This is a genomic window from Leifsonia xyli subsp. cynodontis DSM 46306, from assembly GCF_000470775.1.
Lineage (GTDB): Bacteria > Actinomycetota > Actinomycetes > Actinomycetales > Microbacteriaceae > Leifsonia > Leifsonia cynodontis.
The window spans coordinates 1,163,976-1,184,198 of sequence record NC_022438.1; the positions used below are offsets into that span (position 1 = coordinate 1,163,976).

The window sequence follows — 20,223 nt, forward strand, 5'->3', positions numbered from 1 at the left end:
TCCACCCACTGTGCGCGCCCGCGCGCACCCGACGTGCAGGAGTCCCATGAGCACCGAGTCAGTCGAGAACGTGTCGACGGCCCAGGGGCCGGTCGAGCCCGGCCACGGCCACTCCCCGGCGGCCTGGACGGCCGTGGTCATCATGCTCGTCGCCTTCGCCATCGGCGCGGTCGCGTTCTTCTTCGACCTCCCCGCGATCGTCTGGGCCTCCGCCGGTCTCGCCGTGGTCGGGCTGCTCGTCGGCTGGATCATGAAGCGTGCGGGCTACGGAGTGGGCGGGGCCAAGTACCAGCCGAAAGGCCACTGACCCCGTGCCCGTCGACCTGCTCGCCGATCTCACCGCCGGCGCGTTGGAGGATGCGGCCCGGCGCCGGGCGGAGCGCCCCCTGAGCGCTGTGGAGGCCGCGGCCGCCGCGCAGACCCCGGCGCTCGACGCGCTCGACGCGCTCGCCCCGGCGGACCGTGTGAAGGTCATCGCCGAGGTCAAGCGCGCGAGCCCGTCTCGCGGCGACCTCGCCGAGATCCCCGATCCCGCCGCTCTGGCGCGCCTCTACGAGACCGGCGGCGCCAGCGCGATCAGCGTCCTCACCGAGGAGCGTCGCTTCCGCGGCTCACTGGCGGATCTGGAGTCCGTGCGCGCGGCCGTGTCGCTCCCGGTCCTCCGCAAGGAGTTCATCGCGGACCCGTACCAGGTGTTCGAGGCGCGCGCCGCGGGCGCAGACCTCGTGCTCCTCATCGTCGCCGCGCTGGAGCAGCGGCAGCTGACCGAACTGCACGACCTGATCCTCGAGCTGGGCATGACTGCGCTCGTGGAGGCCCACACGGCCGACGAGCTGAGCCGCGCGTTCGACACCGGCGCGACGCTCGTGGGCGTGAACGCGCGCGATCTCTCCACGTTCGAGCTTGACCGCGATCTGTTCGGGCGTCTGGCCGGGCGGTACCCGTCCGATGTCATCCGTGTGGCGGAGTCGGCTGTGAAGTCGGCCGCCGATGTCGCCCACTACCGGGCGGCGGGTGCGGATGTCGTTCTCGTCGGCGAGGCGCTCGTCACGAGCGACCCCGTCGCGACGCTCGCCGAATTCCGAGGAGTCTGATGTCCCTCCGCAGCGAAGAAGGTCCCTACTTCGGCGACTTCGGCGGCCGGTTCGTCCCAGAGTCGCTGGTCGCCGCCCTCGATGAGCTGTCGGTGGCGTGGGAAGCCGCGAAGGCCGACCCCGCCTTCCACGCCGAGCTCGACGGACTGCACCGCTCCTACACCGGGCGGCCGTCGATCGTCACCGAGGTCCCGCGGTTCGCGGAGCACGGGGGAGGCGCCCGTCTCATCCTCAAGCGGGAGGATCTCAACCACACCGGCTCGCACAAGATCAACAATGTGCTGGGCCAGGCCATCCTGACCAAACGCATCGGCAAGACCCGCGTCATCGCGGAGACGGGCGCGGGCCAGCACGGCGTCGCCACCGCGACCGCCGCGGCGCTCTTCGGCCTCAGCTGCACCGTCTACATGGGCGAGGTCGACACCGAGCGCCAGGCGCTGAACGTCGCCCGCATGCGCTTGCTCGGGGCCGAGGTCGTCGCGGTCAAGACGGGCTCCCGCACGCTCAAGGACGCGATCAACGACGCGATGCGCGACTGGGTGACGAATGTCGAGACGACCAACTACCTCTTCGGAACCGTCGCGGGACCGCACCCCTTCCCGGCGATGGTTCGCGATCTGCAGAGGATCATCGGCGAGGAGGCGCGCGAACAGGTGCTCGCGCTCACCGGCCGGCTGCCCGATGCGGTCGCTGCCTGCGTCGGCGGCGGCTCGAACGCGATGGGGATCTTCCATGCCTTCCTCGACGACGAGGAGGTGCGCCTGGTCGGTTTCGAGGCCGGCGGCGAGGGCGCGCAGACGCCGCGTCACGCCGCGACCATCACCAAGGGACGCCCCGGCGTCCTCCACGGCGCGCGCAGCCTGCTCTTGCAGGATGAGGACGGGCAGACCATCGAGTCGCATTCGATCTCGGCGGGGCTCGACTACCCGGGCGTCGGACCGGAGCACGCTTGGCTCGCGGCGATCGGGCGGGCGCAGTACCGCCCGGTGTCCGATGCCGAGGCGATGGAGGCGCTGCGCCTCCTCAGCCGCACCGAGGGCATCATCCCGGCCATCGAGTCCGCGCACGCCCTCGCCGGCGCGCTCGACCTCGGCCGCGAGCTGGGACCGGAGGGAGTCGTTCTGGTCAACCTCTCGGGCCGCGGCGACAAGGACATGGAGACCGCCGGACGTTATTTCGGCCTCATCGACGAAGGGGCTGTGCAGTCGTGAGCCGTGTGGAAGACACCATCGCCCACCGCAAGGAGGAGGCCGCGGGCGCGCTGATCGGCTACCTCCCCGCGGGTTTCCCCGATCTGCGCACAAGCGTCGACGCTGCGGTCGCGCTGGCGGAGAATGGCGTCGATGTCATCGAGCTCGGCCTCCCGTACTCGGACCCCGTGATGGACGGTGCGGTCATCCAGGCCGCCACACAGCGTGCGCTCGCGAACGGCTTCCACTTGCGCGATGGCTTCGCGGCCGTGCGCGAGATCACCAGCCGTGTGGATGCGCCTGTCCTGGTCATGACCTACTGGAACCTGGTGATGCAGTACGGCGTCGACCGCTTCGTCGACGAGCTGGCCGCCGCCGGGGGAGCCGGGCTCATCACCCCCGATCTCATCCCCGACGAGGGCGCCGACTGGCTCGCCGCCTCCGAGCGCACCGGCCTCGACCGGGTGTTCCTCGCCGCCCCGTCCTCCACCGATGCCCGCCTGCGGCAAACCGTCGAGAAGAGCCGCGGTTTCGTCTACGCCGTCTCCACGATGGGCATCACGGGCGCCCGGGCCCATGTGGACGTCGCGGCCCGCACACTCGTCGGTCGCCTGCGCGAGGCCGGTGCGCTGAGCGCATGCGTCGGACTCGGCATCTCCTCCGCCGCGCAGGTGGCGGAAGTGCTCGGCTACGCCGACGGGGCGATCGTCGGCTCGGCGCTCGTCAAAGCGCTGGCGGACGGGGGCGTCGCAGCGACGGGCCGGATCGCCGCCGAACTGGCTCGCGGCGCTGTGTGCGGCTGAGGCCGATCTAGCTGTGCTGCTCAGGGACGTTGGTTGAGGTGTGACGCGATAGATGGGTGAGGACCTCCCGGTCGAGAGTGGGGCTGTCTAGTTCCCCGCACTCGATGACTTAGAGATGGTTTCAGTAGTCGTTTTTGGTGAGTTTGCGGGCGCTGGTGATCGCGATTGCTAGAGCGACGAGCGCCGTGATCGTTGAGGCGGTGCGGTCGTAGCGAGTGGCGAGTTTCCGGAAGGCGAGGATCCAGGCCATGGTGCGTTCGACTACCCAACAGTGTTTACCCAGTCACTGTTTGGAGTCGACTCCGATTCGTGCGATGCGTGCCTTGATCCCACGACAACGCAGGTAACAGCGGACGCGGCGGTTGTCGTAAGCCTTATCGGCGTGGAAGATAACCGGGCGGCGTCTGGGCCGACCGCGGCCGACGCCCTTGATCGCGGTGATGTTGTCTAACACAGGTTCCACGAGCATGGAGTCGTGTCGGTTGGCGCCGGAGATCTCCACATGCAGCGGGAGTCCGTTGCGGTCGGTCAGGACATGGTACTTGGTGCCCCGTTTCCCACGATCCGTGGGGTTAGGTCCAGTGAGATCGCCCCCCTTTTCGCCCGGACACTTACGGAGTCCAGGCAGGTTCTTGACCAGTCGATCATGCCAGCCTGGCCGAGTTCGTCGAGCATGATCTTCCGCAGTGCATCCCACGCGCCCGCTTCGGACCATTCACGCAGACGCCGCCAACAAGTGACCCCGGACCCATACCCCAACTCGGGCGGGAGCTTCTCCACGGGATCCCCGTCAGCAGCACGAACACGATCCCAGCGAACACCTTCCGGTCAGGAACCCGAGGCTGCCCAGCCCGCCCATTGACCACAGGCGGCCGAGGCGGAATCAACGGCTCCAGCCGCTCCCACAACATATCCGTAATGAACCGATCCTCAGCAAGCGTCGACACTCGACCAGCATCCCCGCTAACCAGCCACAACAACCACCGCCACGCCGACTACTGAAACCACCTCTTAGGAGGTCCTCGTGACCCACGCTAATGCTGCTTTGACTCCTCGCGAATGCCTCCGCCTGGCCCGCCAAGTCGTCGACGACGGCTGGTCCGTTGCTGCGGCGGCGACCTACTTCCGAGTGTCCTGACGCACCGCGGACCGATGGGCTCGTCGTTACGTGGAGATGGGCGAGGCGGGAATGCTGGACCGTTCGTCACGGCCGCATCACAGCCCGAACAAGACCCCGCGAAGACTGGTCCGCAAGGTCGTGCATCTGCGGTGGAAGAAGCGGCTGGGACCAGTCGGTATCGGCGCCCAGCTCGGCATGCCCGCCTCGACCGTTCACACGGTCCTCTCCCGGTGCCGGATCAATCGGCTCAGCCACGTCGACGTCCGCACCGGCGAACCCGCCCGCCGCTACGAGCACGAGCATCCCGGATCGATGATCCACGTCGACATCAAGAAACTCGGCAACATCCCCGACGGTGGCGGCTGGCGCTACGTCGGACGTCTCCAGGGAGAGCGGAACAAGGCCATCACCGCGAAGCGGACCGGGAAACACGGGATCACCGGCGACATGATCACCGGCACAGCGTTCGTTCATACCGTCATCGACGATCACTCCCGTGTCGCTTACGCCGAGATCCACGACGACGAAACCGCCGCCACTGCAATCGCTGTTCTGCGTCGAGCGGTCGGCTGGTTCGCCAGCCGTGGCGTCACCGTCGAACAGGTGCTCTCCGACAACGGCTCCGCATACCGCTCATACGCCTGGCGCGACGCTTGCGCCGAGCTCAGCATCCAACCGAAACGCACCCGGCCCTACCATCCGCAGACGAACGGCAAGATCGAACGCTTCCACCGCACCCTCGCCGACGGCTGGGCATACGCCCGGCACTACAACTCCGAATCAGCCCGCCGCAACGCACTCCCGGCCTGGCTGCACTCCTACAATCACCACAGGCCCCACACCGCCATCGGCAGCCAGCCACCCATCAGCAGATTGACCAACGTCCCTGAGAAACACACCTAGACTAGGGTGGCCGCGCGCGACTTCGCGCGCCCCCCACGATCGAAAGGTGAGTCATCGCGTGGTTGCGACGGTGAGCAGCTGGATGGCCAGCATCCCGAGCCCGGGCCCCGAGTGGGCGCAGATCCATCTGCCCTTCTGGCCGTTCCGGATACAGACGTACGCCCTCATCATCCTGACCGGGATCGTGGTGGCGGCGATGTGGACCTCGCGCCGCCTCACCAAGCGCGGCGCTGAGCCGGGTGTCGTGCTGGACGTGCTGCTGTGGACCGTTCCGCTCGGCATCATCGGAGCACGGCTCTACCACGTGGTGACGCACCCGGCTGACTTCTTCTACCCCGGCGCCAACGTCTGGAACCCGTTCCAGCCGGGTGCGATCTGGAACATCTGGGAGGGCGGCAACGCCATCTTCGGCGCGCTGATCGGCGGGGCGGTGGGCGTCGGGATCGGCTGCCGCTGGACCGGGCTGCGGTTCTGGACGTTCGCCGACGCGCTCGCGCCGGCGCTGCTCCTCGCTCAGGCCATCGGCCGGCTCGGCAACTACGTCAACCAGGAGCTGTTCGGCCTGCCGACCGCTCTCCCGTGGGGGCTGGAGATCGACTCCGGCAACAAAGCCATTCCGGTCGGTCTGCCGGACGGGACGCTGTTCCAGCCGCTTTTCCTCTACGAGATCGTCTGGAACGTCATCGGGGTGTTCGTGATCCTCTGGCTGGAGCGCAGGTTCCGACTTCAATGGGGCAGGGTGCTCGCCGTCTATCTGATCTGGTACGGCCTCGGTCGCTCCTACCTCGAGTCGATCCGCATCGACCCGAGCGAGTTCAGCTTCCTCGGCATCCCCAGCAATGTGTGGGCCGCTTTCGCCGCCGTCGTGCTCGGTGCGATCATCCTCTTCCTCCAAGCGCGGCGCCACACCGGACTCGAGCCGGGCCCCTACCTGCCGGGCCGTGAGTGGGTCTCTCCGCAGGCTGAGGTAGAATCGGGCAAGACGGACCCGGAAGAAACGCTCCATGGCGACGATCACGAAGAACACACCGGAACCGATAAGCCCCAGGCCACAAGCCTCTCCGGCTCGAACTGACACCCGTCGAGGCGGTCCCACCAGAGGCACCGGCCGCGCGAGGACTTCTGAGCCGCACACAGCCCGGAGCGACGGCGAAAACCGTCCCGTGACGGGCCGATGGCGTCCCCGCACCCCAGATCCCACGTCTACGACACTGTGAGGATGGTCGAACTATGGCGCTCACGCCTCCCCATCACCGGTTCGGCGCCCTTCCCGGAAAGCAGGGCCTCTACGACCCCGCCCACGAGAAGGACGCCTGCGGTCTCGCGATGGTCGCGACCCTGCGCGGCACGGCCGGGCACGACATCGTCGTCGCCGCGCTCGAAGCGCTCCGCCACCTCGAGCACCGCGGCGCGGTCGGCTCCGACGCCGGAACCGGCGACGGGGCCGGAATCGTCACACAGGTGCCGGACGCCTTCTTGCGCGCCGTGTCGGGCTTCGCGCTCCCCGGCGCAGGGCAGTACGCCGCGGGCAACGCTTTCCTGCCCGTCGCCACGGAGGAGCGCGAGCGCGTCAAAGCCGCCGTCGAGGCCATCGCCGCCGAGCAGGACTTGACCGTCCTCGGCTGGCGGCCGGTCCCGACCCGCCCCGACGAGCTCGGCGCTCTGGCACGCGCCGCGATGCCGGTCATCGAGCAGCTCTTCGTGTCGAGCGCCCGGACGGCCGAGGACGGCGGTCCGGTCGCCGGGATCGCGCTCGACCGTCAGACGTTCTTCCTCCGCAAGCGCGCCGAGCGCGAGCTCGACCTCTACTTCTCGTCGCTGTCGAGCCGCACATTCGTCTACAAGGGCATGGTCACCACTCTGCAGCTGGAGCCCTTCTACCCTGACCTCTCCGATCAGCGCTTCGCCTCCAAGCTGGCGCTCGTTCACTCGCGGTACTCGACCAACACCTTCCCCTCCTGGTCGCTCGCGCAGCCGTTCCGCATGATCGCGCACAACGGCGAGATCAACACCGTCCAGGGCAACCGCAACTGGATGCGCGCCCGCCAATCGCAGCTCGAGAGCGAGCTGCTCGGCGAGCTGGGCCCGGTGCTCCCGATCGTGACGCCCGGCGCCTCGGACTCGGCCTCCTTCGACGAGGTCGTGGAGCTGCTCTCGCTCACCGGCCGCTCGCTGCCGCACTCGGTGATGATGATGGTTCCGGAAGCATGGGAGAACCAGACCGAAATCGACCCCGTCCGGCGCGATTTCTACGAATACCACTCGATGCTCATGGAGCCGTGGGACGGCCCCGCCGCAATCGTGTTCACCGACGGCTCGCTCGTCGGCGCGACGCTCGACCGCAACGGCCTGCGCCCTGGCCGCTACGTCATCACGAACGACGGCCTCGTCGTGCTGGCCTCCGAGATCGGTGTGCTCGACATCGAGCCCGGCCGCGTCGTCCGCAAGGGCCGGCTGCGTCCGGGCCGGATGTTCCTGGTCGACACGGTCGCCGGCCGTCTCATTGAGGACGGGGAGATCAAATCGGAGCTCGCCGCCGGCGCGCCCTACGGCGAATGGCTGAAGCAGGGCCGCATCCACCTGAAGGATCTGCCGGAGCGCGAGCACATCGTCCACACCCCGGCCTCCATCACCCGCCGACAGCGCACGTTCGGCTACACGGAAGAGGAGGTCCGCGTCCTGCTCAAGCCGATGGCGGCGACGGGCGCCGAACCGCTCGGCGCGATGGGCTCCGACACGCCGGTCGCGGTGCTCTCCGAGCGTCCGCGCCTGCTCTTCGACTACTTCGCGCAGCAGTTCGCGCAGGTCACGAACCCCCCGCTCGACTCCATCCGCGAGGAGGTCGTCACCTCGCTCGCGCTCGGCGTCGGCCCGGAGCGGAACCTGCTCACCGCGGGTCCGGAGCACGCTCGGCAGGTCGTCCTCGACTTCCCGGTGATCGACAACGACGAACTCGCGAAGATCCAGCACATCGACCCGCGCCCGGGCAGCCGGCTGACGACGACCGTCCGCGGTCTCTACCGCTTCGACGCCGGCGAGGACGCGATGCAGCGACGCCTCGCCGAGATGTGCGCCGAAGTGGACGAGGCCATCGAGTCCGGCGCCCAGTTCATCGTGCTGAGCGATCGCGACTCCACCAAAGACCTCGCGCCCATCCCGTCGCTGCTCATGCTCGCTGCGGTTCACCACCACCTGATCCGTGCCGAGAACCGGATGAAGGTCGGCCTGATCGTCGAGGCTGGAGACGTGCGCGAGGTTCACCACGTCGCGCTGCTCATCGGCTACGGCGCTTCGGCCGTCAACCCGTATCTCGCGATGGAGACCTGCGAAGAGCTGGTCCGCAGCGGGATGATCACCGGAGTGACTCCGGAGAAGGCCGTCGGCAATGTGATCAAGGCGCTCGGCAAGGGCGTCCTCAAGATCATGTCGAAGATGGGCATCTCCACCGTCTCCTCCTACGCCGGCGCTCAGGCGTTCGAGGCCGTCGGCCTCAGCCAGGATTTCGTGGGCGAGTACTTCACCGGCACCACGAGCAAGCTCGGCGGTGTGGGCATCGAGGTGATCGCCGCCGAGAACCTCGCCCGTCACGTCGCCGCCTATCCGGCCGAGGGCGCGATCGTCGCCCACGAGCGGCTGGCGACCGGCGGCGAGTACCAGTGGCGTCGTGACGGCGCGCCCCACCTCTTCAACCCGGAGACGGTGTTCCGCCTCCAGCACTCCACGCGCACGCGCCGCTACGACATCTTCCGCGAGTACACCACGCTCGTGGACGACCAGTCCGAGACCCTGATGACCCTGCGCGGGATGTTCAAGCTGAAGTCCGGCGAGCGCCCGGCGGTGCCGATCGACGAGGTCGAACCGGTGGAGTCGATCGTCAAGCGTTTCTCCACCGGCGCGATGAGCTACGGCTCGATCTCCCGGGAGGCGCACGAGACCCTCGCGATCGCGATGAACCGGCTCGGCGCGAAGTCCAACACCGGTGAGGGCGGCGAGGATCTCGAGCGCCTGCTCGACCCCGAGCGGCGCAGCGCGATCAAGCAGGTCGCTTCCGGGCGCTTCGGCGTCACGTCGATGTACCTGACACACGCCGACGACATCCAGATCAAACTCGCGCAGGGTGCGAAACCGGGCGAGGGCGGCCAGCTGCCACCGGCGAAGGTCTACCCGTGGGTGGCTCGCACCCGGCACGCGACCGCGGGCGTCGGTCTCATCTCGCCGCCGCCGCACCACGACATCTACTCGATCGAGGACCTCAAGCAGCTCATCTTCGATCTGAAGCGCGCGAACCCGCGGGCCCGCGTCCACGTCAAGCTCGTCTCCGAGTCGGGCATCGGCGCGGTCGCGGCCGGGACGGCGAAGGCCCTGGCAGACGTCATCCTGGTCTCCGGGCACGACGGCGGCACGGGCGCGTCCCCGGTCAACTCGCTCAAGCACGCGGGCACGCCGTGGGAGCTGGGGCTTGCGGAGACCCAGCAGACCCTGATGCTCAACGGGATGCGGGACCGCGTCGTCGTGCAGGTCGACGGCCAGCTGAAGACCGGCCGGGACGTCATCGTCGGCGCCTTGCTCGGAGCAGAGGAGTTCGGCTTCGCGACCGCGCCGCTGGTGGTCTCGGGCTGCGTCATGATGCGCGTGTGCCACCTCGACACCTGCCCGGTCGGCGTCGCGACGCAGAATCCCGAGCTGCGCGCCCGGTTCTCCGGCAAACCGGAGTTCGTGGTGACGTTCTTCGAGTTCATCGCCCAGGAGGTGCGCGAGTACCTCGCGGAACTCGGGTTCCGCAGCCTCGATGAGGCGGTCGGTCACGCTGAGCTGCTCGACGTCGACCGCGCCGTCGAGCACTGGAAGGCGTCGGGGATGGACCTCGCGCCCATCCTGCGCGGCCCCGAGCTCCCGGCGGACGCCCCCCGCAAGCACGGCCGCGACCAGGACCACGAGCTGGCGGAGCACTTCGACAATCCGCTGATCGAGGCGGCACAGCAGGTGCTCGGGAACGGTGGCAGGCTGGAGCTGAGCCTGCCCATCCGCAACACCGAGCGCGCCGTCGGCACGATGCTCGGCCACGAGATGACCGTCCGCCACGGCGAGAACGGTCTGCCGACCGGCTCGATCGACATCACGCTGACCGGTTCGGCAGGCCAGTCGCTCGGCGCGTTCCTGCCGGCCGGCATCACGTTGCGCCTGGAGGGCGACTCCAACGACTACGTCGGCAAGGGCCTCTCGGGCGGCCAGATCGTCGTCCGCCCGCCGCGCGGCAGTGTGTTCCCCGCGGAGCGCAATGTGATCGCGGGCAATGTGATCGGCTACGGAGCGACCCAGGGGAGCCTCTTCATCCGCGGCATCGTCGGCGAGCGGTTCCTCGTGCGCAACTCGGGTGCGACGGCCGTAGTCGAGGGCGTCGGCGATCACGCGCTGGAGTACATGACGGGCGGCCTGGCGGTCATCCTCGGCGGCACCGGCCGGAACCTCGGCGCGGGCATGTCCGGTGGCACGGCGTATGTGTACGACCTCGCGCCCGCCCGGGTCAACCGGGAGGCTCTCGCGAGCGGCGAGCTCGAGCTGCTGCCGCTCGGCAGCGCCGATGTCGAGATCGTCCGCGACCTGCTGGAGAAGCACCGGGCCGAGACCGGCTCGGCGCTCGCCGACCGGCTGCTGGCCGACTTCGACGCGACTGTCGTGCGGTTCGTCAAAGTGCTGCCGCGCGACTACGCGGCTGTGCTGCAGATGCGTCAGGAAGCTGTGGACGAAGGGCTCGACCCCGACGGCGATGTCGTCTGGAACCGGATTCTGGAGGTGACCGGCGGATGACACTGCCTGACCGTGTGGTTTCCGTCGAAGAAGAGGTGAGTGGTGGCTGACCCCAAAGGTTTCTTGAAGACGACCGAGCGAGAGCTGCCGAAGCGCCGCCCCGTCCCGGTCCGGCTGATGGACTGGAAAGAGGTCTACGAGGCCGGGGACCCGGCCCAGCTGCGCCGCCAGGCCGGGCGCTGCATGGACTGCGGCATCCCGTTCTGCCACCAGGGCTGTCCGCTCGGGAACCTCATCCCGGAGTGGAACGACCTCATGTGGCGCGGGGAGGGCCGCCAGGCCGTCGAGCGTCTGCACGCGACCAACAACTTCCCGGAGTTCACCGGGCGGCTGTGCCCGGCCCCGTGCGAGTCCTCGTGCGTGCTGGGCATCAACCAGCCCGCCGTGACCATCAAGCAGGTCGAGGTGTCGATCATCGATCAGGCTTGGCAGCACGGCTGGGTGCAGCCGCACCCGCCGGAGCGCCTCACGGGCAAGACCGTCGCGGTCGTCGGCTCCGGGCCCGCGGGTCTGGCCGCCGCCCAGCAGCTCACGCGCGCCGGGCACACGGTCGCCGTGTACGAGCGGGACGACCGGATCGGCGGTCTGCTGCGCTACGGCATCCCGGACTTTAAGATGGAGAAGAAGCATCTGGAGGCGCGCATCGGCCAGATGACCGCCGAGGGCACGCGCTTCCGCGCCGGGGTGACGATCGGCGTCGATATCGGCTGGGACGATCTGCGGGCGCGTTACGACGCGGTCGTGGTCGCCACCGGTGCGATGGTGCCGCGGGATCTGCCCATCCCGGGCCGCGACCTCGCGGGCGTCCACTTCGCGATGGAGTACCTCGTCCAGCAGAACCGGGCGGGCGCCGGAGACCAGGTCGCCGCCCAGATCACCGCGGACGGCAAGCGCGTCGTCGTTCTCGGCGGCGGCGACACCGGTGCGGACTGCATCGGCACCGCCCACCGCCAGGGCGCTGCGAGCGTGACCACCCTCGCCATCGGCAAACAGCCGCCGGGCGAGCGCCCGGATCACCAGCCCTGGCCGGTGACCCCGGTGCTGTTCGAAGTCCAGTCGGCGCACGAGGAGGGCGGTCAGCGCGAGTACCTCGTCTCGACCATCGAGTTCCTCGCGAATGAGCACGGCGAGGTGCGCGCGGTGCGGGTGGCCGAGACGGAGTATCTCGATGGCCGCCGCGTGCCGAAGACCGGCACCGAGCGGGAGATCCCCGCGGATCTCGTCCTCCTCGCTCTGGGCTTCACCGGTCCGGAGCAGGACGGACTCTCCTCCCAGCTGAACCTGCCGTTCGATGAGCGGGGCAACCTCGAGCGCGACGGCGACTACCAGACCAGCGAGGCTGGCGTGTTCGTCGCCGGGGACGCCGGCCGTGGCCAGTCGCTCATCGTCTGGGCCATCGCCGAGGGCCGTGCAGCGGCCGCCGCCGTGGACCGGTATCTTGAAGGGGAGACACAACTGCCGGCGCCGGTCCGCCCCACGGACCGCGGCATCCTGGTCTGAGGCATCCCCCCGAACACGAGAACGCGCCCGCGAGTGCGCGAGAATCACGGAGCACTGAAGAGCATGAGAAGGGCGAAAATCGTCGCGACCCTCGGGCCGGCGACCTCCAGCTACGACAACATCCGCGCCATCATCGACGCGGGCGTCGACGTGGCCCGGATGAATCTCAGCCACGGCAGCTACGAGGTGCATGAGGGGGTCTACGCCAACGTTCGGAAGGCTGCCGAGGACGCCGGCAAACCGGTCGCGGTCCTGGTCGACCTCCAGGGGCCGAAGATCCGCCTCGGCAAGTTCGAGGCCGGTCCCTACGAGCTCGCCGAGGGCGATGTCTTCAAGATCACCACCGAGGACATCATCGGCACCAAGGAGATCTCCTCCACCACGTTCAAGGGGCTTCCCCAGGATGTGAAGCCGGGTGACTTCCTGCTGATCGACGACGGCAAGGTGCGTGTGCGCGTGCTGGAGACCGACGGCACCGTCGTGACCACGGAGGTCGTCGTTGCCGGTCCTGTGTCCAACAACAAGGGCATCAACCTGCCGGGCGTGGCGGTCAACGTGCCCGCGCTGTCCGAGAAGGACGAGGCCGACCTCCGCTGGGGCCTGAACCTGGGCGCCGATCTCATCGCCCTCTCATTCGTGCGCAACGCGGTGGACATCGAGCGCGTACACGAGATCATGGCCGAAGAGGGCCGTAAGGTCCCCGTCATCGCCAAAATCGAGAAGCCGCAGGCCGTTGACGCGCTGGAGGGCATCATCGAGGCGTTCGACGGCATCATGGTCGCTCGTGGCGACCTGGGCGTCGAACTGCCGCTGGAGGCGGTGCCGATCGTGCAGAAGCGCGCGGTCGAGCTCGCCCGCCGTGCGGCCAAGCCGGTCATCGTCGCCACGCAGATGCTGGAGTCGATGATCTCCAGCCCGGTTCCGACCCGCGCCGAGACCTCCGACGTCGCGAACGCCGTCCTCGACGGTGCGGACGCGGTCATGCTCTCGGGGGAGACCAGCGTCGGCGAATACCCGAAGATCACCGTTCAGACGATGGCGAAGATCGTGAAGTCCACCGAAGAGCACGGTCTCGACCGGATCGCCCCGCTCGGAACCAAGCCACGCACGCAGTCCGGCGCGATCACCCTGGCCGCGACCGATGTGGCGGACTTCGTCGAGGCCAAGTACCTCTGCGTGTTCACGGAGTCCGGCGAGTCGGCCCGTCGCATGGCGCGTCTGCGCAGCAAGATCCGGATCCTCGCCTTCACGCCGGAGGAGTCGACCTGTCGCAAGATGGCGCTCTATTGGGGTGTGGAGTCCTTCGTGGTCGACCGGGTCACCCACACCGACCAGATGGTCGCGCAGGTGGACGAGGCGCTGAAGTCCACGGGCCGTGCGGAGAACGGCGACAAGGTGGTCATCATCTCCGGCTCTCCTCCCGGGATTCCCGGCACCACCAACGACATCCGCGTACACCGGGTCGGCGACGTCCTGTAGCCAGACGGGAGCGAGGGACCTGCGCTTCTGGGCCGCTCCCGGCGGTGGACCGCTCCCTCGGCGCGGGCGCGGAGTTCCGTCCCGGCCCTGCGCTCAGGGGATGGAATCGGCCGTCGACTCGAGTTCGGAGCGGGGCCGTTCGCGCTGCGTCGCGAGTGTGACAGCAGCGGCGGCGCACACGATCAGGACGCCGGTGAGCTGGACAGCTGTGAAACGTTCGTCCAGCACGTAGACGCCGAACACCGTCGCGATGACCGGGCCGAGGCTTGTGATCACCGCGTACAAACGGGGTGTGATCCGCCGCAGGATGAACGTGTCGAGGCTATAGGGCACCGCCGAGTAGAGGATGCCGGCGGCCAGCAGCAGACCCGCGACCCGCACGTCGATGCGCGAGGAGTCCAGTGCGACCAGGGCGAGGGGCACGGTCAGGACAGTGGCCACCACGCTCGCGACGCTGAGCCCCTCCAAGCCCGGAAGTCGCATCGCCACCTGCCGGGTCAGCAGGATGTAGGCGGCCCAGGATGCGGCGGCGGTCAGCGCGAGCACGACGCCGAGCGGATCGACGGCGCCCTCCGTTCCGGTCAGCAGGACGACGTCGGCAGCGGCGGCGAGGGCGCAGCCCACATCCAGCGGGCGGCGCGAACCGAACAGAGCCAGCGCGAACGGGCCGAGGAACTCGATGGTGGCGGCGATGCCGAGCCCCAGCCGACCGACGGCCTCGTAGAAACTGAGGTTCATCGAGGCCAGCACGACGCCGAGTGTGAGCGCCGGCCAGAGCCGTCGCCAGGTGAGTTCCGCGCGCTTCGGCCGGTAGAACGGCAAAACGGCGACGGCGGTCACGACCTAGCGCACGGCCACCACCAGGGGGGAGCCGACGATCGGGATGAGGAGCCCGGCGACCGAGGAGCCGAAATTGATGCTGACCTCGGTGGCGACCTGGGTGCCGACCCCGGCGATCACCCGGCTGCGTTGCGAACTCACTCCACCGATCTTAGTTCCCGCCGCATGATCGCCCGTGTCGCATTGGGCCGGCGAACCACCTCGAACCCCGCCGAGCGGAACAGCGACACGCTGCCGGTGTTCGGGCTGCACGACGAAACAGGTCACCACCCACGGGTCTTCCGGGTCGCCGTCGCGCCGCCGGGTGAGGGACGAACGCTGCAGGGCGGGAAAGGCCGAGAACGGCTCCACCGCCGCCCAGCCGACGGGTTCGCCGCCGAGACGCGCGAGGACACCGGGTGAGCCGGCTTCCAGGGAGGCGTGCAGCCGCTCGGCTTTCTGCTCGGGGCTCTCGCTCTCCCACTCGGTGCGGGAGATCTTGAACCATTGGCACCAGCAACCCGCGGCGTCGCCCCTCTCGCCGAACACGCTTTTCAGCGTGCCCCAGGAATCCCCGCCCACCGACTCGACAATCACGTCCGTTTTGTCAGTCATGGGCCGAACCTAGCGCTTCTCGCTTTCGCTGGCGATACCCGCCCTCAGAGCGGCCGCGCGCCGGTCGGGTCCACGGGGAGGAGCGTCGCGATCTTCGCGGCGCGGCCGTCGCCCGAGGAGCGCCCGGTGAGGCGCCGGCCGATCCAGGGCAGAACATAGCGGCGGTAGTAGTCGGCGGTGCGGCGGGCGTGTTCGCCCACCCGGTCCGCGGCCACCTCGGCGACGCCCCACTCCGCGGGAACCGGGACGCCGAACGCGGTCAGAACGGCACACGCGACCCGGGCGTGCCCCAGCGCGTTCAGGTGCAGGCGGTCCTCCGACCAGTAGCGGAGGTCTTCGAGGGTCTCGTCTGCCCAGTTGTCCACGAAGGTGACGCCCTCCCGTGGGAGCTGGGCGCGCACGGCGTCCGCGAGCTGATCTCCCCGCTTGCGCATGAGACGGCCGAGCGGAAGATGACGGCTGGGGTTCGCGCCGCTGAGGAGCAGCATATGGCTGCCGGATGCGGTCACCCGCTCGGCGATCTCCAGCAGCGTCGCGGCCACCGATGCGATCGACACGCTGGGACGCATGATGTCGTCCCCGCCGCCATTGAGGCTCACGAGTCCGAGACGCTGCGCGAGCGCAGGTTCCACCTGCTCGGCGGCGATCGGGCCGATCTTCCGGCCGCGCACCGCGAGATTCGCGTAGCGGACGGGCTCGGGCGAAGCCTGGGTCAGGCCGAGGGCGACGAAGTCCGCCCAGCCGCGTACGCGGCCGCCGGGCAGCTCGTCGCCGACCCCCTCGGTGAAGGAGTCGCCGAGGGCGATGTAACTCTCGAACAGCACACCGCTACGCTACCTCCCGCGGGTGCCCCACCGGACTGCCGGCGGGGCACCCCTCCCGCGAAGTCCCCGCGCCGACGGGCCGGGGCCCGACCCGTCGGCGTGGCTGAAGGACCCGGTGGGCGGGACGGCCTGCGCTATCGGTTCAGCAGATTTTTCCAGGAGAGCAGGTGCTCCACAGCGACCCCGCTGTAGCCGCTCAGCTCGGAGAACCGGGAGCGCACGATCGTCGCCTGTCCTTCCAGGGCCGCTGCGGAGTCATCGCCGAAGGTCGCATTCGCACTGCCGGCCACTTCGGGAGTGTCCGTCTCCACCCCGATCGTGAACGGGATGTGGGCCGCGCTGGCCGCAGCAGCGGCGGGGCGGGCGAGGGTGACGATGCCGTCCTCTCCCTCAGCGTGGTCGATGAATGCGACGATCGCGACAGAGCGGAGGTGGGAGAGCAGGTCGCCGAACAGCGTCCCACCGCTGGGTGCGGGTTTCGCCGCGAGCCACCAGGGCAGGTCGGCGCCGATCGGGACCTTTTCGGCCGCTTGAGCGGCCGCGTCGTACATGTTGTTGAGGTTGCCGGCGATGCCCGGCAGCTGGTTGTCGGTGGCGTTCACCCACGGTTCGACATCGAATTGCACGGCGTCGAAGGGGGCGGCGGTGAGGGCCGATTGTGTCCAGGCGGCGGCGAGCTCCGGTTGGCTGGCCCACGATGCGTCGCCGCCGAGGGCGGCCACCGTGGTGACGCCCGCGCCGTGCAACGCCTTCACCGCGGAGCGGAGCCAGGCGCTGAACGGGCCCTGGTCGGCTGCCCACGGCACGGAGAAGTATACCGTTTTCAGCTGGTGGGCGGAGGCGAAGGCCGACAGAGCGCTCGGCTGGAACGCGGGCTGACCCATCCCACGCTCATCGACCGCCTTGTCGATGGGGTTGCCCCAGGCCCACATGGCTGTGATGGCGGAGCCGGCGGTGCCGTCTGTGCGGCTGGGGCGGTGGCAGTGGCGGGAGCGCTACCGATGAGGAGGGCCGCGAGGACGAATCCGGAGAGCGCAGCGGCGAAGAGAGCGAAGCGGTTGTTCTGGACACGGTTGTACTGGACAGACACGACACACCCTTTTCCTGAGATCGTTTTATGGATACGAAGTGCTGCAGATTCGGGTGTGCAGCGGTGCAAGTATGTCAGGATAAAGCTCGGACATCCAATTTGTATTTCCACATGTGTTCCGGTGCCGCGCAAAGAGGCCGGGCGGGTTCTAACAGTGGTCGCAACACCGGCTAGTTTCGGGAGTTGTTATGACACTTGTAAGGACGTCGCAGAAGATGACCGGGCCGGCACCGATGTCGGCCGAGCGTGCATGATATATCGAGTTGTGGCGGCAGGGAATGAACACCTCCGAGATCTGCCGGATGCTCGGGATTCGCCGCAAGCTGGGCAACAACTGGCGGAACGGGTGGAAACATCGCGACCTGGTCACGGGCAAAGTGCGTTACTATCCGCCGATCGATGAGGTTCCGGTGGTGACGACAGTCTCGGCCCGGTTCTTATCGGAGGACGAGCGGGTAACGCGACAGACGCAAAGCACCCCGCGTGATCGCCCGGCGCAGGATCCGATTCAACGCTGCGCTCACGATCCATGACCGTCCGTTCGCGCCCACGGACCGCAGCGTCCCCGGAGCCTGGGAAGGCGACCTCATCATGGGGCTCGGCAACCGTTCGGCGATTGCCACACTCGTCGAGCGAACGACCCGGTTCACTCTCCTGTTGCCTGTTGACGCTGTCAACAGATCCGAGAGCCTCCGCGATCAGCTCGTCCCTGCTCTCGCGGCGCTCCCGCCCGAACTACGCCGCTCAATCACCTGGGACCAGGGCTGGGAAATGGCGAGACATGAAGAGATCAGCCGCGCAACAGGAACGAGAATCTACTCCTGCGACCCGCACTCGCCCTGGCAGCGCGGCAGCAACGAGAACACGAATCGGCTCTTGCGGGACTACTTCCCCAAACGCACCGACCTCAGAACACACACCCCGAAAGAGCTCGCCCTCGTCGCCGCCGAACTCAACAACCGACCCCGCAAAATCCTCGGCTGGAAGACCCCGAACACCCTCTTCAAGTGTTGCGACCACTGTTAGAACCCACCCCATGAGCCGGTCCCCGCCGTCCCGCCTCCGCCCGCGCGTCGAGGCCGGGAACATGTGCGAGCATGGGGCGCGAGCGCAATCTATTCGGTGGAGGTGTGCCCATGCAGAGCCTGGATTCGTTCGTCAACTGCTCCGCTTCCGAAGCCGCCGATCTCCCGCTGCCGCCCGGTGTACACGAGATCCATTGGGAGCGCCGCGAGTACCTCGGCTGGCGCGACCCCAAGCTGCCCCAGCGCGGCTACGTCGTCATCCCGGTCGCCGGGCGGCCGGTGGGCCTTCTGCTGCGCGCCTCGGAGGCGTCCCTGCGCTCCCATAGCCCGGCGATGTGCGGCTGGTGCCAGGACGTCCACTATGTCCGCGATGTCTTTTTCTGGTCTGCTCGCCGGGTCGGCCGGGCCGGCCGCAGCGGCGACACGGTCGGCGCTTTCGTCTGCGGAGCGTTCGAGTGCTGCGAGAACGTCCGCCGCACTCCGCCGCCGCAGTTCGTCGGCTTCGATATCGAGCGCGCAACGGACGAGCGGATCGCTGGACTCGCCGAGCGAGCGCGACGCTTCGCCGCCATCGTCGTCGGCGCGCGGCTCTGATCCTCGGACGCGACCGGCTCTGACCTGTCGCTCTTCATCCTTCGAGACTCCGCGTTCTGCGCCCGCTCTCCGCGTCGAGGCCCACCCGGTGGAACGGGTAGGCCTCCCGGTTGTGCCGCTGGTGGGATTCGAACCCACACGCCCGTGAAGGACAAAGCATTTTGAGTGCTCCGCGTCTGCCGTTCCGCCACAGCGGCGCACAACAACACAGAAACAATACCGTAGGCTTCTCTGCGTGACTGACCAGGAAACCACCCCCACCGCACCCCGCCGCGTTGTCGTCGCGGAAGATGAGTCGCTCATCCGCCTCGACATCGTGGAGATCCTGAGCGACAACGGTTTCGAGGTCGTCGGGGAAGCCGGTGACGGCGAGACCGCTGTCGCGCTGGCGACCGGGCTCCGCCCTGATCTGGTGATCATGGATGTCAAGATGCCTCAGCTGGATGGGATCTCCGCCGCCGAGCGTCTGTCCAAGGACCACATCGCTCCCGTCGTGCTGCTGACAGCGTTCAGCCAGAAGGAACTCGTCGAGCGTGCCAGCGAAGCCGGCGCGCTCGCCTATGTCGTCAAACCGTTCACCCCGAACGACCTTCTGCCCGCCATCGAGATCGCCCTCGCGCGCCATCAGCAGATCCTCGCCCTCGAAGCGGAGGTCACTGATATGGTGCAGCGATTCGAGACCCGCAAGCTCGTGGACCGCGCCAAAGGCCTCCTCAACGAGAAGATGGCCCTCTCCGAGCCTGACGCCTTCCGCTGGATACAGAAAGCCTCTATGGACCGCCGTCTTACCATGCACGACGTCGCCCAGGCCATCATCGAGCAGCTCGGCCCCAAGAAATAGCCAACGATTCCTCCGTTGTTCCGGCGACACGTCGCTCGCGGCCCGGGACAACGGAGAATCGAGGGCGATTCAGCGCTCTTTGATCAGGTTCGTGATGCGGATTGTGGAGCAGTGGCGGCCCTGGTCGTCGGTGACGGCGATCTCGTGCGTCGTGAGCGTGCGGCCGAGATGGATGGGCGTGCAGACGCCCGTGACGTAGCCGGAGGTCGCGGAGCGCGTGTGCGAGGCGTTGATCTCGATGCCGACGGCCAGCCGGCCCTCCCCGGCGTGGAGATTCGCCGACATGGAGCCGAGCGACTCGCCGAGGACCATATACGCGCCGCCGTGCAGCAGATCGGCGGGCTGCGTGTTGCCGGCGACCGGCATCCGCGCCACCGCCCGCTCGATGGTGAACTCGAGCATCTCGATGGCCATCTTCTCGGCCAGCGCGCCGAGCCCCCTCCGCTGAACGTACGCGAGCGCATCCTCGGTCATGTATCGGCCTTTCTCGCCATCGTCGGTTGGCGCCTGGAGTGTCA

The 20,223-nt window shown here is 68.4% G+C and carries 16 protein-coding genes, 1 tRNA gene and 3 pseudogenes; 13 read left to right on the forward strand and 7 right to left on the reverse strand.

Translation table 11 applies throughout. The features are described from left to right. Positions 1-46: 46 nt before the first annotated feature. Genes O159_RS05540 through trpA form a run of 4 tightly spaced genes read left to right on the forward strand, consistent with a single transcriptional unit; the run spans position 47 to position 3,087 of the window. The gene (locus O159_RS05540; RefSeq protein WP_021754760.1) at positions 47-307 is read left to right on the forward strand and encodes a DUF6704 family protein; all 261 of its coding nucleotides are present in this window, start codon (positions 47-49) and stop codon (positions 305-307) included. Positions 308-323: 16 nt separating this feature from the next. Next, positions 324-1,094, forward strand: a complete 771-nt coding sequence (gene trpC / locus O159_RS05545; protein ID WP_043994064.1) for an indole-3-glycerol phosphate synthase TrpC — start codon at positions 324-326, stop codon at positions 1,092-1,094. Then, entirely contained in the window at positions 1,094-2,305 is a 1,212-nt protein-coding gene (gene trpB, locus O159_RS05550) for a tryptophan synthase subunit beta (protein WP_021754762.1), read from the forward strand. The genes trpC and trpB overlap by 1 nt, the downstream gene beginning before the upstream one ends. Beyond that, entirely contained in the window at positions 2,302-3,087 is a 786-nt protein-coding gene (gene trpA / locus O159_RS05555; RefSeq protein WP_021754763.1) for a tryptophan synthase subunit alpha, read from the forward strand. Before trpB ends, trpA begins: the two co-directional genes overlap by 4 nt. Positions 3,088-3,208: 121 nt before the next feature. Here the strand turns inward: trpA and O159_RS13895 are convergent. Further along, a pseudogene (locus O159_RS13895) lies at positions 3,209-4,067 on the reverse strand (IS5 family transposase). Positions 4,068-4,111: 44 nt separating this feature from the next. Here O159_RS13895 and O159_RS05565 point away from each other — a divergent pair. The 5 genes and pseudogenes from O159_RS05565 to pyk all read left to right on the forward strand — a co-directional run bounded on the left by O159_RS05565 (position 4,112) and on the right by pyk (position 13,897). Then, positions 4,112-5,110, forward strand: a pseudogene (locus tag O159_RS05565) (IS481 family transposase). An 82-nt stretch (positions 5,111-5,192) separates the two neighbouring features. Then, positions 5,193-6,185 carry a prolipoprotein diacylglyceryl transferase gene (lgt, locus tag O159_RS05570; protein WP_407929757.1) on the forward strand — a complete coding sequence of 331 codons (993 nt, stop codon included), beginning with the start codon at positions 5,193-5,195 and terminating at the stop codon, positions 6,183-6,185. Between the two features lie 155 nt (positions 6,186-6,340). Continuing rightward, a complete protein-coding gene (gene gltB, locus O159_RS05575; protein ID WP_021754766.1) occupies positions 6,341-10,918 on the forward strand; it encodes a glutamate synthase large subunit in 4,578 nt (1,525 codons plus the stop codon). Between the two features lie 42 nt (positions 10,919-10,960). Continuing rightward, positions 10,961-12,418 (forward strand): glutamate synthase subunit beta, encoded by a 1,458-nt coding sequence (locus O159_RS05580; protein ID WP_021754768.1) that lies wholly within the window; start codon positions 10,961-10,963, stop codon positions 12,416-12,418. A gap of 63 nt (positions 12,419-12,481) precedes the next feature. After that, positions 12,482-13,897: a pyruvate kinase gene (gene pyk, locus O159_RS05585; RefSeq protein WP_043994068.1), complete on the forward strand. Its 1,416-nt coding sequence runs from the start codon at positions 12,482-12,484 to the stop codon at positions 13,895-13,897. A 93-nt stretch (positions 13,898-13,990) separates the two neighbouring features. Here pyk and O159_RS05590 read toward each other — a convergent pair whose 3' ends face one another. The 4 genes from O159_RS05590 to O159_RS05605 all read right to left on the reverse strand — a co-directional run bounded on the left by O159_RS05590 (position 13,991) and on the right by O159_RS05605 (position 17,087). Continuing rightward, the gene (locus tag O159_RS05590) at positions 13,991-14,737 is read right to left on the reverse strand and encodes an EamA family transporter (protein ID WP_021754771.1); all 747 of its coding nucleotides are present in this window, start codon (positions 14,735-14,737) and stop codon (positions 13,991-13,993) included. Positions 14,738-14,740: 3 nt separating this feature from the next. Beyond that, positions 14,741-15,331, reverse strand: a complete 591-nt coding sequence (locus O159_RS13900) for a GNAT family N-acetyltransferase (protein ID WP_021754772.1) — start codon at positions 15,329-15,331, stop codon at positions 14,741-14,743. 44 nt (positions 15,332-15,375) lie between these two features. Beyond that, on the reverse strand, positions 15,376-16,155 hold the full coding sequence (locus O159_RS05600; RefSeq protein WP_021754773.1) for an SGNH/GDSL hydrolase family protein: 780 nt from the start codon (positions 16,153-16,155) through the stop codon (positions 15,376-15,378). A 134-nt stretch (positions 16,156-16,289) separates the two neighbouring features. Next, positions 16,290-17,087: a hypothetical protein gene (locus tag O159_RS05605; protein WP_021754774.1), complete on the reverse strand. Its 798-nt coding sequence runs from the start codon at positions 17,085-17,087 to the stop codon at positions 16,290-16,292. A gap of 436 nt (positions 17,088-17,523) precedes the next feature. Here O159_RS05605 and O159_RS15210 point away from each other — a divergent pair, with 436 nt between their 5' ends. The 3 genes and pseudogenes from O159_RS15210 to O159_RS05615 all read left to right on the forward strand — a co-directional run bounded on the left by O159_RS15210 (position 17,524) and on the right by O159_RS05615 (position 18,864). Continuing rightward, positions 17,524-17,778 (forward strand): hypothetical protein, encoded by a 255-nt coding sequence (locus tag O159_RS15210; protein ID WP_201766212.1) that lies wholly within the window; start codon positions 17,524-17,526, stop codon positions 17,776-17,778. After that, positions 17,705-18,271 (forward strand): annotated as a pseudogene (locus O159_RS15215) (IS30 family transposase); the annotation flags it as partial. The gene O159_RS15210 and the pseudogene O159_RS15215, both read left to right, overlap by 74 nt. Before the next feature lie 110 nt (positions 18,272-18,381). Next, positions 18,382-18,864 (forward strand): FBP domain-containing protein, encoded by a 483-nt coding sequence (locus O159_RS05615; protein WP_021754776.1) that lies wholly within the window; start codon positions 18,382-18,384, stop codon positions 18,862-18,864. Between the two features lie 113 nt (positions 18,865-18,977). Here the strand turns inward: O159_RS05615 and O159_RS05620 are convergent. Then, positions 18,978-19,061: transfer RNA gene (locus tag O159_RS05620), tRNA-Leu, on the reverse strand. A gap of 38 nt (positions 19,062-19,099) precedes the next feature. Here O159_RS05620 and O159_RS05625 point away from each other — a divergent pair. After that, the gene (locus tag O159_RS05625) at positions 19,100-19,705 is read left to right on the forward strand and encodes an ANTAR domain-containing response regulator (RefSeq protein ID WP_021754777.1); all 606 of its coding nucleotides are present in this window, start codon (positions 19,100-19,102) and stop codon (positions 19,703-19,705) included. Positions 19,706-19,774: 69 nt separating this feature from the next. On the opposite strand, the gene O159_RS05630 is transcribed toward O159_RS05625, so the two are convergent. Beyond that, a complete protein-coding gene (locus O159_RS05630; protein ID WP_021754778.1) occupies positions 19,775-20,179 on the reverse strand; it encodes a hotdog fold thioesterase in 405 nt (134 codons plus the stop codon). Positions 20,180-20,223 lie beyond the last annotated feature (44 nt).